This is a genomic window from Actinoplanes octamycinicus, assembly GCF_014205225.1.
GTDB classification, from domain to species: domain Bacteria; phylum Actinomycetota; class Actinomycetes; order Mycobacteriales; family Micromonosporaceae; genus Actinoplanes; species Actinoplanes octamycinicus.
Map to the genome: position 1 here is coordinate 4,119,606 of NZ_JACHNB010000001.1, position 15,867 is coordinate 4,135,472.

The window sequence follows — 15,867 nt, forward strand, 5'->3', positions numbered from 1 at the left end:
TAGCACCTGAAGATCTTCCGTCCGGGATTCTCCCGCAACGCGGGCGGCGGAGGTAGGCCGGGGCGGCGCGGGCCAGGTCACAGGGGCGGCGTGCGGTGCCGGGGCGGCGCGGGCCAGGTCACAGGGGCGGCGTGCGGTGCCGGGGCGGCGCGGGCCAGGTCACAGGGGCGGCGTGCGGTGCCGGGCGGCGCGGGCCGCCGGGTCACAGGGAGCCGGCGAGCCGCTCCCCGAGCAGGTGGGTGCCGGGTGGCAGCTCGCCCGAACCGCGCCGGATCAGACTGGTCGGGATCCAGTGCTCGGCCGGCGGCCCGCTGTCCCCGTCGAGGCGGCGGAACAGCGCCCGTGCCGCCGTCCGCCCCATCAGCGCCGGGTCCTGGGCGATCACCGTGACGGCCGGCTCGAGCAGGTCGGCCAGCGGGAAGTCGTCGAAGCCGACCACCGCGACGGCGCCCTGCAGGCCGAGCCGGCGCAGCGCCCGGACCGCCCCGATGGTGATCAGGTTCTGGCTGGTGAACAGGGCGGTCGGCGGGTCGGGCCGGTGCAGCAGCTCCATCACCGCGCTCTCCGCCGCGGCCGTGGTGTGCAGCTCGGTGACGACCAGCCGGGCGTCCGGCTCCAGGCCGGCCTCGCGCAGCGCGGTGTGGTAGCCGTCCTGCCGGAACCGGGCGGTGGAGATCCGGGTGTAGTCGGTGAGGCAGGCGATCCGCCGGTGCCCGTGGGCGATCAGGTGCCGGGTGGCCTCGCCGGCCCCGATCACGTTGGTGGCCAGCACGGTGTCCGCCGGGAAGCCCTGGCCGGGCCGGTCCACGAAGACCACCGGGGTGTCGGTCTGCACCTCGGTCATCAGGTAGCTCTGGTCCGAGCCGACCGGGGCGATGATCAGCCCGTCGGCGCGGCGCATGGCGAACGCCCGGGCCAGCTCCCGCTCCCGCCGCGGGTCCTCGTCCAGGCTGCCGGTCAGCACCTGCACGCCGCGGGTACGGGCCTCGTCCTCGACGGCCCGGTGCAGGGCCGCGGAGAACGGGTTGCCGACGTCCTCGAGCAGCAGCGCGATCGTCCCGGACCGGCGGTCGCCGCGGCGCAGCGTGCTGGCCCCGATGTCGGGCCGATAGCCGAGCGTCTCGATGGCGCTGCGGACCTGCGCGATCAGCACCGGGGAGACGTTCGGCTCGTTGTTCACCACCCGGGAGACGGTTTTGAGGCTGACCCGGGCGACGCGGGCGACGTCGTTCATGGTGGGCCGGCCGGGGCGGCGGCCGGCGGAGGCGGGCACGCTGCCAGCTTAAAGACCGCGTCGCGGCGAGACAACGATGTCATCTCGATCGGCCGTTGCGGTGAGCTGGGCAAACCGCCCACCCGGGCAGATACGCGGCAAGCCGATACAAGCAATAAACCTTTGTAATACATGGTGTTGACAAGGCAATTCGCGTCGCGTTCACTCCGTGACAACGTTGTCTCCGGACGCGTTCGCCACCCCGCCCCCGGCACATCCCCCGGCATCGTGCGCCCGCGCCGATGCCTCGCCGCCTTGTTCCCCAGGAGTCACGAAGAGATGCCGGAGGCCCCCCGCTCCGACCGGCGCGCGCTGCTCGCGCTGGCCGCCGCCACCGTGTTCGCGGTGCTCGGCTACGCCGCCACCGTGACGGTCATGCTGCACACCGAGGCCGAGCCGCCGGGTGGCGCGGCGGCCCCCACGCCGCCCACCTGGGTGCTGCCGGTGGCGTCCGCGCCGGCCTCCCCGCCGGTCTCCATCGCGCCGGCGCCGAGCAGCCGGTCGATCCGTCCAAGCCCGATCCGGGGCGGCACCCGGCCGGTCAGCGCCGCGACGAAGGGCGCCGGCCGGAAGCAGACGGCGAAGCCGACGCCGCCCGCGCCGGTGCTGGTCACCGGCAGCACGATCGGGCTGGGCCTGGTCGACGCGCCCGGATACCGGCTGCGGCACCGGGATTTCGTGGCCCAGGTCGAGCCGCTCACCGCGGACAGCGCTCCGTTGGACCGGATGGACACCCGGTTCACGGTACGGGTGGGCCGCGCCGACAGCCGGTGCGTCGCCTTTGAGGCGGCCGGCCATCCCGGCTTCTTCCTCCGGCACCGGGACTTCGTCCTGCGGCTGGACCGGGCGGACGGCACCGTGCTGTTCGACCGGGACGCCACCTTCTGCCCGGTGCCGCTGGCCGGTGGGTTCGTCCTGCGCTCGGTCAACTTCCCGGACCGTCACCTGGTGCTCGCCGACGGAGGGGTCCGGCTGGAGCCGGTGGCGGCCGGGCAGGCCACCAGGTTCCGGGCGTTGCCGCCGCTATGAATGAGCCGCTCACCCCGGTGGACATCCACAACGTGTCGTTCCGGCGGCCGGCGCTGGGCAAGCGCGGTTACGACGAGGATCAGGTGGACGCGTTCCTGGACGAGGCGGAGCAGGAGTTCACCCGGCTGCGGGCGGAGAACCGGGCGCTCCGCGAGGAGCTGGACCGGGCCGGGGCCATGCCGGAGCGGGAACTGGCCGCCCTGGCCGTCCAGCTGGGCCGGCTGAGCGCGGAACGGGCCGAGGCCGAGCGGCAGGCCCGCGCGGTCGAGGCGGAGCTGGACCGCGCCCGCGCCGCCGGGGCCGAGCCGCCCGCCACCGGGGTGATCGCGATGGCCCGGCGGACCGCGGACGAGTACCTCGACGACGCCCGGCGGGAGGCGGAGCAGCTGCTGACCGCGGCCCGCACCGAGGCCGACCGGCTGACCAGCGACGCCCAGCTGCGCGCGTCCACCACCGACAGCGACGCCCGGCACCGGCACACCCAGGCGCTCAGCGGGCTGGCCGAGCGGCGGGAGGAGGCGCTCGCCGACCTCGACCGGCTGCGCCTGCTCGCGCAGGCGCAGCGGGAGGAGATCCGCCGCATGGTCGCCCAGCGGCTGGCCGACCTGTGACGCCGGCCGGCCGGCGCCGGCTCACGCGGCGGGCGGGTCGGCCAGCGGCCAGCCGCCGGCCGCCAGGTGTGCGGAGACCCGGACCACGTCGGCCGGGGTGGCCTCCTGCAGCATCCGGTCGCTGATCATCTCCTCGATGTCGGCGCCGGTGATCGGCCCGTCACCCGGCCGCGCCTGGGCGACCAGCGCCCGGGCGATCGTGCGGACCTCGTCCTCGGTCAGCTTGCGGCGCAGCAGGCCGAGCAGGACCACGTAGTCCCGGCGGGGGACACCCTCCGGGTAGCCGGCCCGGAGCCACTCCACGGCCCGGGCCAGGAAGTTCGACCGTTGCTCGCTCATGCAGCCTCCCGGCCAGTGCTTGTCGGCGGTGGTGAGAAGAGATGCTCGAAGCGGGTGCCGCTCAGTGCTTGTCGGCGATGGTGGGGAAGACGTGCTCGAAACTGAGTGTCTTACCCAGCGCGCTGGCCACGATGTAGGTGATGCCGAGGACCACGCCGAGCAGCACCACGGTGAAGGCGACGTATCCGCCGACGGTACCGATCCGGTGCGGCCGGGGCCCGGCGGTGCCGGCCGCGTGCACCTCGGCGTCGCCGCCCGCGCCGTAGGCGAGCGACCGGATGCCGAGCGCGAACAGGGCCGGCAGCCCGGCGCCCAGGATCAGGCCGGCGAGCAGGATCTTCCAGACGCTCTCGAAGGCCAGGGTCAGGTTGTGCACGTCGTCCCCCTCAGCTCGCCGTGCCGGCGGTGGCCCGCGGGGTCGCCGGGGCGTCCCAGTCGTCGTTGACGTTGTTGTGGTCGATCGGCTCCCGGCGCGAGCGGTGGTACATGAAACCGGCCAGCAGCACCAGGACCGCGAAGATCGCCAGCGCGCCGGCCAGCCCGCCGATCAGGTCGCTGATCCACCACATCACGGCACCGGCCAGGCCGGCCGCGGGCAGCGTGATCACCCAGGCGGAGACCATCCGGCCGGCGACCGACCAGCGCACCCGCGCGCCCGGCCGGCCGACGCCGCTGCCCAGGATCGAGCCGGTCGCCACCTGCGTGGTGGAGAGCGCGAAACCGAGGTGGCTGGAGGTGAGGATGACCGCGGCCGAGGCGGACTCGGCGGCCATTCCCTGCGGCGGGGAGATCGCCACCAGGCCCTTGCCCAGGGTCCGGATGATCCGCCAGCCGCCCAGGTAGGTGCCGAGCGCGATGGCCACCGCGCAGGACACCTTCACCCAGAACGGGATGGCGCCGGTGTCGGTCCACTCGCCGGCCGCGATCAGCGCCAGGGTGATCACGCCCATCGTCTTCTGCGCGTCGTTGGTGCCGTGCGCCAGCGAGACCAGCGAGGCCGAGCCGATCTGGCCCCAGCGGAACCCGCCGTCGGTGAACCGGGTGGCCACCCCGGCGACGATCCGGAAGATCATCCAGGTGCCGGCCGCGGCGACCACGCCGGCGACGATCGGCGACATGATCCCGGGCAGGATCACCTTGCCGATGACGCCGTCCAGCTTGGAGCCGTCGCCGGTCCACTTGACGCCGGCCCAGCCCAGGCCGGCGACGGCGGCGCCGATCAGCCCGCCGAACAGCGCGTGCGAGGAGCTGGACGGCAGGCCGAGCAGCCAGGTGAACAGGTTCCACAGGATGCCGCCGACCAGGCCGGCCAGCACGATCAGCAGCAGGCCCAGGCCGCCGTCGGCGGTCAGCTCGGCGGCCGGCGTACCGTCGCTGTTCTGGATTCTGACCACCGCGTTGGTGACGGTCAGCGCGACCTCGACGGAGAGGAACGCGCCGACCAGGTTGAGCACGGCGGACAGGAGCACAGCCACCTTGGGACGCAGCGCGCCGGTGGCGATCGAGGTCGCCATCGCGTTGGCCGTGTCGTGGAAGCCGTTGGTGAAGTCGAAGCCGAGGGCGGTGATGACCACGAGGATGAGGACCACGGTTGTCTCGGTCACGAGATCAGCGTCTACCCGCGGCGCGGCGCCCCTAAAGGCACGCCCGGCAGAGTTCGCCCGGTATTCAGCTGGGTTTCAGCTTCCGCCCGCCGGGTCGCGGAGCCGGGTGGGGCGTCGCCGGGTGGGCTCAGCTTTCCGCCGGGCGGATGGGCGGCCAGGTGAGGACGTCGTCCGGGATGGCCGGATCGCGCAGCGCGCGACGGTCGCGGCCGGGGAGGGACCGGCCGGCGGCGACCACCAGGCGGGCCACCTCGATCGCGCCGTGCGCCTGGAAGTGCGTGTTGTCGGCGGCCCCGGCCGGGTAGGTGGGCTGCTCCCCGGCGTCCAGCCAGAGGAAGTGGTCCTTGGTGGCCTCCGGGCCGAGCCGGCCCCACAGGTCGAAGGAGAGCGCGGTCAGGTCGATCAGCGGGGTCCGGGTCTGGCGCGCCAGCGCGCGCATCGCGTCCGGGTAGGCGCCGTGCGAGAGGTAGGGGACGCCGTCGGCGGTGAACCGGCGCCGCTCCACCGGGGTGACCAGGATCGGGTGGGCCCGGGCCGCGCGGGCGCCGTCCAGGTAGCGGCGCAGGTAGTCCTGGAACGTGGTCCACGGGTCGGTGCCGCGGGCCGGGTCCTCGACCTTCTCGTCGTTGTGGCCGAAGGAGATCAGCAGGGTGTCGCCGGGGCGGATGGCGGCCCGGATGAGGTCGAGCCGGCCCTGGTCGGCGAAGCTTTTCGAGCTGGCGCCGGAGAGGGCGGCGTTGACCACGGCGACCCCGTGGTGCAGGAAGACGGGCAGCGCCTGGCCCCAGCCGGCCCGGGGGAGGTCGGCCAGGGCGTAGGTGGCGGCGGTCGAGTCGCCGGCCACGAAGATCGTGGACCGGCGACCCGGACCGGGTGCGGCGCGGGCCGCGGTGGTGACGCCGAGGACGCCGGCGGTGGCGCCGCCGAGGGATGCGCGCAGGAGGGTTCTCCGGTCGATCGTCATCCGCTCATGGAATCAGCTCACATCGATGGAGGCAAGCGCTTTCCCCGTGCTCAGAGTCGGTAGCTTCGACGGCGTGGCGCGGCGCGGCGCGGCCAGCGGGGCGGTGCCCGGCGGCGTCCGGCGGAACAGCCGTCCACCGCTGCGGAACCAGGCCACCGACCCGTCCGCGCCCCGGACGAAGTCGTCCCGCCCGGTCCCGTACTCGCCGTCCGGTGCCTGCTCCAGCACGTAGTCCCGGCGGTAGAAGACCAGCCGCCCGCCGGTCGAGCCGTCGGCCGCCCGGAAGAGCAGCGTCCCGGCGTCCGGCACCAGGTCGAAGCTCACTGAGGCGGTCTCGCCGTCGAAGCCGATCTGCTCGAACGAGTAGGTCCCGGCGTACTCGGCGAGCCGGTCGGCCGGCAGCAGCCGGGGCTTGGCCGGCAGGTTGTGCACGCCGGCGAACCGGCTCAGCGCCCAGTCGTCGGCGAACAGCTCGGCCAGCAGCGCCGGGCCGGTCTCCGAGTTGGTCAGCACGGTGATCGCGAAGTCCCGCTCCGGCACCATCAGGAACCCGGAGTGCTGCCCGGACCAGTCGCCGCCGTGCTGCACCACCAGTGGACCCTCCGCGGTCGGCCGCAGCATCCAGCTGATCCCGACCCCGTTCAACTCGACGAAGAGGGTGCCGCCCGGACCGGGGTGCGACTGCATCAGGTGCATCGAGTGCCGGTTGAGCAGCGGTTTCCCGTCGCCCAGATGGAACCGGGCCCAGCGCAGCTGGTCCCGGGCGCTGGAGAGCAGGCCGCCGGCCGGGGCGAGGCTGCGCGGCACGGCGAACAGCTCGGGGTAGGGGACCGGGTTGCCGTCCTCGCCCGGCGCGTGCGGCAGGGCGATCCGGGCGCCGGGCAGGTCGGCGGGGGAGAACCCGCTGGTGCGCAGGCCGAGCGGACCGGTCACCAGATCGCGGATGGCCTTTTCGTACGGCCGCCCGCTGGCCACCTCGATCAGCCGCCCGGCCACCGACAGCGCCGCGTTGTTGTACCCGAACGTGCTCCCCGGCGCGGTCAGCTGCGGCACCCGGGACATCGCCGCCACGTACCGGGCGAGCGCCCCGTCGTCGGTGCCGGTGTCCAGCAGGAAGTCGCCCAGCCAGCCGGGGCTGTGCTGGATCACCTGGCGCACGGTGACCCGGGCCGAGGCGGCCGGGTCGGCGGTCCGGAAGTCGGGCAGATAGCTGCGGACGGTCCGGTTCAGGTCGAGCCGGCCGCGCTCGACGAGCCGCATCAGCGCGGTGCCGGTGAACGTCTTGGTGGTGGACGCGACCTGGAAGACCGTGTCCGGGTCCACCGGGTGCGGGTCGGCGACGCTGGTCACGCCGTAACCGCGCAGGTAGTCCCGGCCGCGGTGACGCAGGCCGAGGGCGACGCCGGGGATCGCGTACTTCGCCATCCCCTCCTTGATCTTCGCTTCCAGCTCGGCGAAGGCGGATCGGGCCGCCTTCGCGGGTGTCGGGACGAGGGTTGCCGCGCCGGTGGCGGCTGCGGCGACCAGAGCGGTACGCCGGGTAACCGATACGGACATGCGGCCGACTCTATCCATGGCTGTCACTTCCGGGTTCCGGTCGGCGGCGAGCGGGTATCCCGGAGCCACGACCTGGGAGGTGGGATGGCCGACACGACGGCGGAGCAGGCCCGGCTGGACCGTGAGGACGAGGAGGAGCGGGAACTGGTCCGGCCCCCGGACGTGAACCGCGACTCGAACCGCTCGGCGACCCGGCTGGAGCTCTTCTTCGACCTGGCCTTCGTGCTGTTCGTGGCGCGCTGCGCGGACGTGCTGACCGAGCACCAGACCTGGGACGCCGCGTTCAAGTTCACCGCGGTCCTGGTGGCCGGCTGGTGGGCGTGGGCCAGCACCACGCTCTACGCCAACCGGTTCGACACCGACGACGCGATCTTCCGGCTGTTCACCCTCACCGGGATGGGCGGGGTGATCGTCATGGCGGCGGCCGCCGACCAGGCGGTCGGCGCGCACTCCGGCTGGTTCGCGGCCGGCTACGTGCTGCTCCGGCTGGTGCTGGTGGCCGGCTACCTGCGGGTGTGGCGGAACCTGCCGGACACCCGGCCGGGGATCCGGCCGTACCTGTGGGGGCACTCCGCCGGGGCGGTCTGCTGGCTGGTGTCGCTGGCCGTGCCGGAGCCGGCCCGGTACGCGCTGTGGGCGGTCGGCGTGCTGCTCGACCTGATCGGCCCGTACCTGGCGGCCCGGGTCCCGGACGCGCCCCCGCTGCACATGGAGCACCTGCCGGAACGGTTCGGCCTCTTCGTGATCCTGGTGCTCGGCGAGTCGGTCGCGGCCACCGTGGTCGGGCTGCGCGAGGGCGAATGGTCCGGCGGGGCGGTGGCCACCGCCATCTTCGCCTTCCTGGCCGCGGCCGCGCTCTGGTGGTCCTACTTCGACCTGTCCGGCGGCGCGGCGAAACGCCGCCTGGTCGAGGAGGGCGGCGAGCACACCCGCCGCGGCGTGCACGACTTCTATGTGTACGCCCACCTCCCGATCGCCGTGAGCCTGGCCGCCGTGGCGGTCGGCCTGGAGCACGCCATCGCGCACGAGCACCTGTCCACCGGCGCGCGGGTGGTGCTCGGCGCCGGGCTGGCCGGCTACCTGCTCAGTGCCGCGGTGATCCAGGGCGTGCTGTCCCGGCGGTGGCGGGTGGCGCTGGTCTGGCCGGGACTCGGCGTACCGTTGGTCCTGCTGGCCGTGCTGCTGCCGGACGGCCCGCCGGCACTGCTCGTGGCACTCTGCGCGACCGTCCTGGTCGCGGGCGTGATCACCGGGGTGCTCCAGCACCGGGCCGGCGCGGTGCGGGTGGCCAAGGTGTGAGCGGCCAGGTGTGTGAGTGGCCGCCGGCCGGTACTATCCGTGACTTGCACGCTGTGACCCGGGCGTGCGCCTACTCACAAAACGGCAGGTCACCGGCTTTGGGGGCGCGTGATCATGCCGACCGGCGGTAACGTGCCGCCGTTGCGTAGGATTTCGGGCCGCACCACGTCCGCCGACGGGAACCGAGGAATGCGATGCCGCTCACCCCAGCTGATATCCACAACGTGGCCTTCAAGAAGCCGCCGATCGGCAAGCGTGGATACGACGAGGAAGAGGTCGACGCCTTCCTCGATGAGGTCGAGCAGGAGCTGATCCGCCTCCTCGAGGAGAACAACGCGCTGCGGAACCAGGCGCAGCGCGGCGGCGGTGGTGGGATGGCCAGCAACCCGGCCGCCACCATGGTGATCACCAACGAGTTCGCCGACCTGCAGGCCCAGTTGGAGCGGCTGCAGGAGGCCCGGGCCCGGGCCGAGCAGAACGCCCGCGACATGCAGGCCCAGCTGGAGCGGGCGCGCAGCGCCACCCCGTCCGGCGCGATGCCGACCGTCGGCGACGACGACCGCAACGCCCGGGTGCTGATGATGGCCCAGCGCACCGCGGACGAGCACATGCGCGACGCGCAGCGCGAGGTGGAGGCGCTGCTCGACGCGGCCCGCGGCAAGGCCGAGCAGCTCACCGCCGAGGCGCAGATGAAGGCGAGCACGATCGAGAGCGACGCGCGCCGCAACCACGCCGAGGCGATGGACAGCCTGGTGGAGAAACGCGCCGCGCTGATCGACGAGATCGACAAGCTCGGCCAGCTGGCCAAGGGTTACCAGCAGGCCCTCACCAACCACGTCACCCAGCAGCTGATGGACCTGACCAGCGGCCCCGACGCGGCGGGTCGCGAGCTGGAGTAAGCAACCGCCCGGCGGTCCGGAGCCCCGCGGACCTTTTTCGGTCCGCGGGGCTTCTGCATTGAACGCTCTCACTCCATCCGCTGTATTCGGCGATACAGGGGGTGAGCGTCGCTTCACGCGGTGTTCCCCACGACGCCGATGGGGAGGGGCGCCATGGCCTACGGTGAGGCGGCGGACGGCCGGGTCCGGGTCGAACTGGCCGACGACGGGCGGCTGTCCGACCTGTACCTGGATCCGCGGGTGGCCTACCTGCCACTGGAGGAACTGCGCGAGGCGCTCTTCGACGCGTTCGACATGGCCCAGGACACGCTGCGGGACCAGACCGATCAGGACACTTCCCGGTACGCTGCCGGCGCCGCCCCGGACCGTCTGCAGGCCGTGCTGGCCGAGGCGTCGGACACCGCGGACCGCCGGTTCGCCGAGGTCTCCACCGTCCTGTACGACCTCAGCCGGCGGGCGGCCCGGCCGTGGTAGCCGGGCAGCTCCGGCTCGACCCGGAGAGCGTGGCGGCGGCCGGGCGGGAACTGGCCGGCGTCGCCCAGCGGATGGCCGACGACGTGACCCGGCTGGAGCGCGAGGTCGGCGGGCCGGCCGGGCCGTGGGGCGGGGACGAGGCCGGCGGGGTCTTCGCGATCGCGTACCGGGCCGTGGTGGTGACCGCGCTGGACGCGCTCGGCTCCTACACCGAACAGGTCGGCTTCGCGGCGGCGACGCTGGTCATGGAGGCCCGCGCGGTCGCGGCCGAGGACGCCGCGGACGCCCTCTCCCTGTACGGCGCGGCGCCCGGCCTGCCCGGCGCGGCACTCGGCGCCGCGGCTCGTGGTCCCGCCGCCCCGGCTGCCGGGGGACAGCCGTGACCATCACCCTGCCCGCCGAGCTGACCGAGCCGCTCAGCTGGATCGGCCTGGAGTGGCCGGAGGCCGACGAGGACCAGCTCCAGGCCGACGGCCAGGCCTGGATCGAGCACGGCACCCGGATGCGGGCGCACGCCGAGCGGGCCACCGGCACCGCCCGCAAGGTGTGGCTGGAGAACGAGGGTGCCTCGATCGAGGCCTTCGAGCGGTGGTGGAACGGCGAGGACGGGCCCGGCCGGCACCTGCGCGAGGCGGCCGTCGCGGCCGAGCTGATCGGCGGCGCGCTGATCGCCATGGCCGGCGTGACGATCAGCCTGAAAGCGGCGTTCATCGCGCAGCTCACCGCGCTGGCGCTGGAGGTCGGGCAGGCGGTCGTGACGGCGGCGGCCACGGCCGGGGCGACGCTCGCCGAGATCCCGGTGTTCATCGCGCTGACCCGGGTGGCCTGCCGGAAGCTGCTCCACGAGGCGATGGCGCTGATCGAGCGGGAGATCGCCGCGCTGCTCCGCAAGGCCGCCAAGATGCTGGAGAAGGCCGGCGCCAGGCACCTGGCCGACAAGACCCTGAAAGGCAGCGAGAAGACGGCGTTCAAGGGGTTCCTGCACCAGGTGGAGAACGCCGACGTGCGCAGCCCGGTCAACGGCGCCCACTTCTACTCCGGCAAGCAACCGAACGGCGAGAAGATGCGGCAATACGCTGAGAAGCAGGTCGACGGCGTCCTCTCGGTGACGTTGGAGATGACACCGGGCGGCCGTCGCTTCGACGACATGAAGCTTTTCGAGCACGACTCACCGATCAATCGGGACCAGGCGGCCGCGGTGTGGAAACGGCTCTCGCAGCGCTACGCGCAGGACGCGTCCGGAGTGGCCACCGGCTGGACGCACGACAGCTGGGCGGGAAGCATCTGGAACACTGCGGAGAAGCCCGCCTTGCAGCTGAACCCGAAGATTACCAGGATCGATGAGATCGACCCGTTCGCGTAGGAGGCCTCCGGCATGACGGTGCGCGCGTTGGAGTCGCAGCTGGCCCTGCACGTCGAGAGCGGGGTGACGCTGGCCGGCGCGGGGCGTGAGGACGTGCTGCTGCGGCTGGGGGAGCACTCGGTGATGATCGGAGTGGATCACGGGAGCGGCCAGATGCTGTTCCGGCTTCCGGCAGAGCCGCGGTGGGATGACAACGGCGAACTGCTGCCGCCCGACCTGGCCGGCAACCTGCGGGAGATTCTTGGCGAGATCTCGCGGTTCTGGAAGTTCGAGCCGGTGTTCTGGACCATCGGGCAGGAGCCGAAGGAAGGGTGAGACCGGCCCGGCGGTGGGCCGCCGGGCCGATGTCGCGGCGGGTCAGGCGGCCGGGGCGTCCCAGAAGACGTAGAGCGCCTTGTACTGCACGGAGGCCTTCTCGCCGGTGGCGCACGGGCCGGCCGGCGCCACCCCACCGGAGGTGTGGAGCCGGTTGATGTAGTCCGCCTTGGACAGGATCCCGGTGCCGGTGTGCGAGTTCACCTTGAGCAGCAGCTCGGCGATGGTCCCCTCGCGCTTCAGCTCCTTGTCCTTGACCGCGGTGACCAGCGAGCCGTCCCGGGTCGACTGCCAGCTGGGCCCGGCGAAGTGGTGGATCCACCCTCCGGTGCCGAGCAGCTGCGCCTCCGGCACCGACGGCCCGGTGTACGCGCCACTGGCCGCCCCGGCCGGCACCACGCACGTGTAGGTCTGGGTGCCGGTGACCACCAGGTAGGCGCCGACCGGCTTGGACCCGGCGGGCGGCCGGATCGCCTCCGGGACCGCCGAGAGGACCGGCGTGACCGGGCGCAGATTCCCGGTCGCCGCGGCCGTCGTCTCGGCCGCCGAGGCGTCGAAGGTGACCGCCCCCACCGTGCCGAGCGCGGCGACCATGCTGCCGGCCAGGGTGAGCGCGCGGATCTTGGAACGCTTGGTACGGAACATGAATCCCCCTGCGTCACGGGTGAGCCCCCTGCCCACCGTCACCACACACGGATCCGGCGTCCGCCACGGATCGATGCCGACGCGGTTACTGACCGTTCGGACGCCCGGAAGTCATCGTTCGGTGGATGTCGATGTCTTGCCGTGCGCCGGGCCGCGCGGATCGGGCTAATCATTCCGGGTTCAGAACGTGTGCCGGTACAGCGAACAGCCGGCGCACACCTCGGGCGGGGTGGCGCTGTCCAGCCGCCGCCGGAAGTCCCGGTAGGCCGGCCCGTGCCAGATGTCGGCGAAGCTCGACTCGGTCAGGTCGCCGAGCCGGACCCGGTCGTCGCCCATCACCATGCAGCACGGCTGGACGACGCCGGCGCTGGTCACGTACGCCGCCTCCCACGGCCAGCCGCAGTTGCCGCCGCCCTCGTCGGACAGGCTGGGCAGCCGCAGCCGCAGGTCGCTGTCCCGGGCGGCGGCCAGCGCCGCGGCGAACACCGACCGGACCCGGGCCAGGTCGGCGCCGGTCCACAGCGCCTGCCGGGCGGTGAAGTCGCGGATCTCGTCGTAGCCGCCGGTCCCGGTGTCGTCGAAGCTGTGCGACAGGTTCTGCACCCGCAGCTCGTTCACCCCGATCCCGGCCAGCAGCCGGACCAGCGCGGGCAGTTCGGCGACGTTGTCCCGCATGGCCACGAAGACCACCCGGATCCACGGGGTCGCGCTGCCGGCCGCCCGTTTCGCGGCGACCAGCCCGGCCAGGTTGCCGAGCACCGTGTCGAACCGGGCGCCCTCCCGGATCGCCTCGTAGACCTCCGGCCCGGCGCCGTCCAGCGACACGTGCAGCCAGTCCACCCGGCTGGCCACCAGCTCCTCGGCGCGGCGCCGGTTCAGCAGGGTGGCGTTGGTGTTGAAGCCGACCCGGATGCCGCCCCGGACCGCGGTGGCGATCATCTCGGGCAGGTGCGGCGAGAGCAGTGGCTCGCCGAGCCCCTGCAGGGTGAGCTGCCGTAGTGGCAGCTCACCGACCAGCCGGTGGAACAGTTCCAGCGGCATCGCGCCGGCCAGCTTGTTCACCGGCGGGCGGTAGCGGACCAGGCACATCGTGCAGCGCAGGTTGCAGGCCGAGGTCACCTCGACCTGCAGGTGAGCCGGCAGCGGCGGATCCTCCACGGAAACGGGCATGAGGCGCCGGATGCCCGGTGCCGGGCACTCGAAACGCCCGGGGACGGCCGGACAGGCCGCCATCGGGCGATCCCGGGCGGGTCAAGGGGTGTGGCTCGCGGCGCCGGCGGTCCTGGTCGCGGCCACCTTGTGCAGCAGATCGGCGGCGGTGAACGGCTTCTCCAGGAAGGCGATGTCCTCCTCCAGCACGTGGGTGGTGCCGAGCAGCCCGTTGCTGTACCCGGACATGTAGATCACCGGCAGGTCCGGCCGGTGCTCGTGCAGCAGCTCGGCCAGCCGCGGGCCGGACATCCCCGGCATGATCACGTCGGTCAGCAACAGGTCGCAGCCGTGCTGCCGGTACATCGACAGGGCGGTCGTGCCGTCGGCGGCGGTCAGCACCCGGTAGTCGTTCTCGGTCAGGATCCGGGTGATGATCCGGGACAGCGCCACCTCGTCCTCGACCACCAGCACGGTCCGGCCGTCGCCGCGCGGCGGGTCGGTCCGCCGGTCGGCGCCGTCGGTGGTCTCGGTGGGCGATTCCACCAGCGGCAGGTAGATCCGGAAGGTGGTGCCGACGCCGGGCTCGGAGTACAGGTTGATGCTGCCGCCGGCCTCGGTGATGATGCCGTAGACGGTGGCCAGGCCCAGCCCGGTGCCCTTGCCGCGCGGCTTGGTGGTGAAGAACGGCTCGAAGACCCGCTCGGCCACCTCGGGCGGGATCCCCTCGCCGGTGTCGCTGATCAGCAGCCGGGCGTAGCGGCCGGCCGGCAGCGGCGGCTGCATGTTGACCTCGTCGCCGTCCAGGTCGGCGGTGTTCGCCTCGAGCACCAGCGTGCCGCCGTCCGGCATCGCGTCCCGGGCGTTGATCGCCAGGTTGAGCAGCACCTGCTGCACCTGGCCGGGGTCGGCGTGCACGGTCAGCGGGGTCGCCGAGGGCACCGTCACCAGGTGGATGTGCTCGCCGATGGTGCGCTCCAGCATGGCCTGGACCTCGGCCAGGGCCGCGTTGAGCGAGACGTCGCGGGGCTGGATCGCGTCCCCCCGGGTGAAGGTGAGCAGTTGCCGGGTCAGGTTGGTGGCCCGCTCCACGGCGGTGCGCACCTGGACCAGGTCGGCCTGCACGGCCGGCTGGCCGGCGGTCTCCTCGATGGCGAACTCGGTGTAGTTCGCGATGATCGCCAGGATGTTGTTGAAGTCGTGCGCCACCCCGCCGGCCAGGTTGCCCAGGCTCTCCATCCGCTGCGCCTGCTGGGTGCGCTCCTGCACGGCGCGCTGGCGTTCGGCGCTCTCCTTGGCCGCGGTGATGTCCCGGGCGACCAGGGAGATGCCGGTGACCGTGCCGGCCGGGTCCCGGATCGGCGAGACCGTCATGGCGACGTCCACCACGGTCCCGTCCTTGCGCAGCCGCCGGGCCTCGTAACTGACGCTGCGGGCGCCACCGCGGACCCGGCTCAGCACGTCCATCTGGTCGGCGACCGTGCCGTGGCGCTCGGCCAGAATGCTGACCGGCTGCCCGAGGACCTCCTCGGCGGTGTAGCCGAAGAGCCGCTCGGCGCCGCCGTTCCAGGCGGTGAACCTGCCGTCCGGGGTGAGCCCGGCGATCGCGTCCTCGGTGTCCTGGACCACGGTGGCGAGCATGGCCCGCTGGGCCTCGGCCACGTCCCGGGCGGCACGTTCCCGCGCGTCGGCCTCGTCCAGCCGGTTGCGGCTCCACGGGTCGTCGTAGATCGCGCCCCTGGCCAGCAGCAGCCCGTAGCTGCGTCGCAGGGTCCAGTAGTAGACCGCCACGGTCGCGGTGAGCACGTCCCAGGCCGCCGAGGTCCAGAACCAGTCGGCCGAGGCGGCGTGACTGGCCGGGTGGCGGGCGAGGCGGAGTTCGGCGAGCAGCATGGAGAGTGCGTGCAGCCCGTGCCCGACCGAGCAGCTGAAGAAGATCAGCGCGGTGGCCGTCGCGAGCCGGTTGGTGCGCAGCTGGCCGGCGCGGCTGACCGGCACCAGGATCGCCGTCGTGATCGCCGCGTAGGCCACCATGATCACCAGGTTGGCCAGCAGGAACATCTGATCCGGCACGCTCGTCCTATCGGACGCGGCCGGGAGGAGCTGAGGCATTGTCCTGGGAGCGCTCCTACATAACGAGGACGGTCACTGTTCCCGCAGTGAAGGAACGCAGACGCGCGTATTCGCGCGGCTCGCCCTGGGCCAACCCGGCTCCGGACGCCTTCACCGTGAACGGCACCGCCTGCTCGGTGCTCTGACCTGCGATCCGGCGGATATTCCGAAACTTCCGGACCGCCCGCCGGATCGATGTCCTGCTGCACTCATTGACTCAATAGACGCATGGCT

The 15,867-nt window shown here is 73.0% G+C and carries 17 protein-coding genes; 8 read left to right on the plus strand and 9 right to left on the minus strand.

The features are described from left to right. Nucleotides 1–202: 202 nt before the first annotated feature. Entirely contained in the window at nt 203–1,273 is a 1,071-nt protein-coding gene (locus tag BJY16_RS18460; RefSeq protein ID WP_239177545.1) for a LacI family DNA-binding transcriptional regulator, read from the minus strand. A gap of 279 nt (nt 1,274–1,552) precedes the next feature. On the opposite strand from BJY16_RS18460, the gene BJY16_RS18465 reads away from it, so the two are divergent. Together BJY16_RS18465 and BJY16_RS48450 are read left to right on the plus strand one after the other, a co-directional pair. Further along, nucleotides 1,553–2,302, plus strand: coding sequence for an AbfB domain-containing protein (locus BJY16_RS18465; protein WP_185040646.1), 750 nt, complete (start codon nt 1,553–1,555; stop codon nt 2,300–2,302). After that, nucleotides 2,299–2,913 carry a DivIVA domain-containing protein gene (locus tag BJY16_RS48450; protein WP_185040647.1) on the plus strand — a complete coding sequence of 205 codons (615 nt, stop codon included), beginning with the start codon at nt 2,299–2,301 and terminating at the stop codon, nt 2,911–2,913. The genes BJY16_RS18465 and BJY16_RS48450 overlap by 4 nt, the downstream gene beginning before the upstream one ends. Before the next feature lie 21 nt (nt 2,914–2,934). Here BJY16_RS48450 and BJY16_RS18475 read toward each other — a convergent pair whose 3' ends face one another. The 5 genes from BJY16_RS18475 to BJY16_RS18495 form a co-directional block, all read right to left on the minus strand. Then, the gene (locus tag BJY16_RS18475; protein ID WP_185040648.1) at nt 2,935–3,252 is read right to left on the minus strand and encodes a DUF3349 domain-containing protein; all 318 of its coding nucleotides are present in this window, start codon (nt 3,250–3,252) and stop codon (nt 2,935–2,937) included. Between the two features lie 61 nt (nt 3,253–3,313). Then, nucleotides 3,314–3,628, minus strand: a complete 315-nt coding sequence (locus tag BJY16_RS18480) for a hypothetical protein (RefSeq protein ID WP_185040649.1) — start codon at nt 3,626–3,628, stop codon at nt 3,314–3,316. A 10-nt stretch (nt 3,629–3,638) separates the two neighbouring features. Continuing rightward, a complete protein-coding gene (locus tag BJY16_RS18485; protein ID WP_185040650.1) occupies nt 3,639–4,856 on the minus strand; it encodes an inorganic phosphate transporter in 1,218 nt (405 codons plus the stop codon). A 127-nt stretch (nt 4,857–4,983) separates the two neighbouring features. Beyond that, entirely contained in the window at nt 4,984–5,820 is an 837-nt protein-coding gene (locus tag BJY16_RS18490; protein WP_185040651.1) for a rhamnogalacturonan acetylesterase, read from the minus strand. A 12-nt stretch (nt 5,821–5,832) separates the two neighbouring features. Next, nucleotides 5,833–7,377: a serine hydrolase domain-containing protein gene (locus BJY16_RS18495; RefSeq protein WP_185040652.1), complete on the minus strand. Its 1,545-nt coding sequence runs from the start codon at nt 7,375–7,377 to the stop codon at nt 5,833–5,835. Nucleotides 7,378–7,461: 84 nt separating this feature from the next. On the opposite strand from BJY16_RS18495, the gene BJY16_RS18500 reads away from it, so the two are divergent. The 6 genes from BJY16_RS18500 to BJY16_RS18525 all read left to right on the plus strand — a co-directional run bounded on the left by BJY16_RS18500 (nt 7,462) and on the right by BJY16_RS18525 (nt 11,727). Next, nucleotides 7,462–8,676, plus strand: a complete 1,215-nt coding sequence (locus tag BJY16_RS18500; RefSeq protein ID WP_185040653.1) for a low temperature requirement protein A — start codon at nt 7,462–7,464, stop codon at nt 8,674–8,676. Nucleotides 8,677–8,870: 194 nt separating this feature from the next. Beyond that, complete coding sequence (locus BJY16_RS18505) at nt 8,871–9,575, plus strand: DivIVA domain-containing protein (RefSeq protein WP_185040654.1); 705 nt, start codon at nt 8,871–8,873, stop codon at nt 9,573–9,575. A 153-nt stretch (nt 9,576–9,728) separates the two neighbouring features. Beyond that, nucleotides 9,729–10,049 carry a hypothetical protein gene (locus BJY16_RS18510; protein WP_185040655.1) on the plus strand — a complete coding sequence of 107 codons (321 nt, stop codon included), beginning with the start codon at nt 9,729–9,731 and terminating at the stop codon, nt 10,047–10,049. Further along, nucleotides 10,043–10,432: a hypothetical protein gene (locus BJY16_RS18515; RefSeq protein WP_185040656.1), complete on the plus strand. Its 390-nt coding sequence runs from the start codon at nt 10,043–10,045 to the stop codon at nt 10,430–10,432. Before BJY16_RS18510 ends, BJY16_RS18515 begins: the two co-directional genes overlap by 7 nt. Continuing rightward, entirely contained in the window at nt 10,429–11,412 is a 984-nt protein-coding gene (locus tag BJY16_RS18520) for a WXG100-like domain-containing protein (protein ID WP_185040657.1), read from the plus strand. Before BJY16_RS18515 ends, BJY16_RS18520 begins: the two co-directional genes overlap by 4 nt. A 12-nt stretch (nt 11,413–11,424) precedes the next feature. Further along, nucleotides 11,425–11,727: a hypothetical protein gene (locus tag BJY16_RS18525; RefSeq protein WP_185040658.1), complete on the plus strand. Its 303-nt coding sequence runs from the start codon at nt 11,425–11,427 to the stop codon at nt 11,725–11,727. A 42-nt stretch (nt 11,728–11,769) separates the two neighbouring features. On the opposite strand, the gene BJY16_RS18530 is transcribed toward BJY16_RS18525, so the two are convergent. The 3 genes from BJY16_RS18530 to BJY16_RS18540 all read right to left on the minus strand — a co-directional run bounded on the left by BJY16_RS18530 (nt 11,770) and on the right by BJY16_RS18540 (nt 15,594). After that, nucleotides 11,770–12,372 carry a DUF3455 domain-containing protein gene (locus tag BJY16_RS18530; protein WP_185040659.1) on the minus strand — a complete coding sequence of 201 codons (603 nt, stop codon included), beginning with the start codon at nt 12,370–12,372 and terminating at the stop codon, nt 11,770–11,772. 180 nt (nt 12,373–12,552) lie between these two features. Beyond that, the gene (locus BJY16_RS18535) at nt 12,553–13,542 is read right to left on the minus strand and encodes a radical SAM protein (protein ID WP_185040660.1); all 990 of its coding nucleotides are present in this window, start codon (nt 13,540–13,542) and stop codon (nt 12,553–12,555) included. An 81-nt stretch (nt 13,543–13,623) separates the two neighbouring features. Further along, nucleotides 13,624–15,594, minus strand: a complete 1,971-nt coding sequence (locus BJY16_RS18540) for a hybrid sensor histidine kinase/response regulator (RefSeq protein ID WP_239177546.1) — start codon at nt 15,592–15,594, stop codon at nt 13,624–13,626. Between the last annotated feature and the right edge of the window lie 273 nt (nt 15,595–15,867).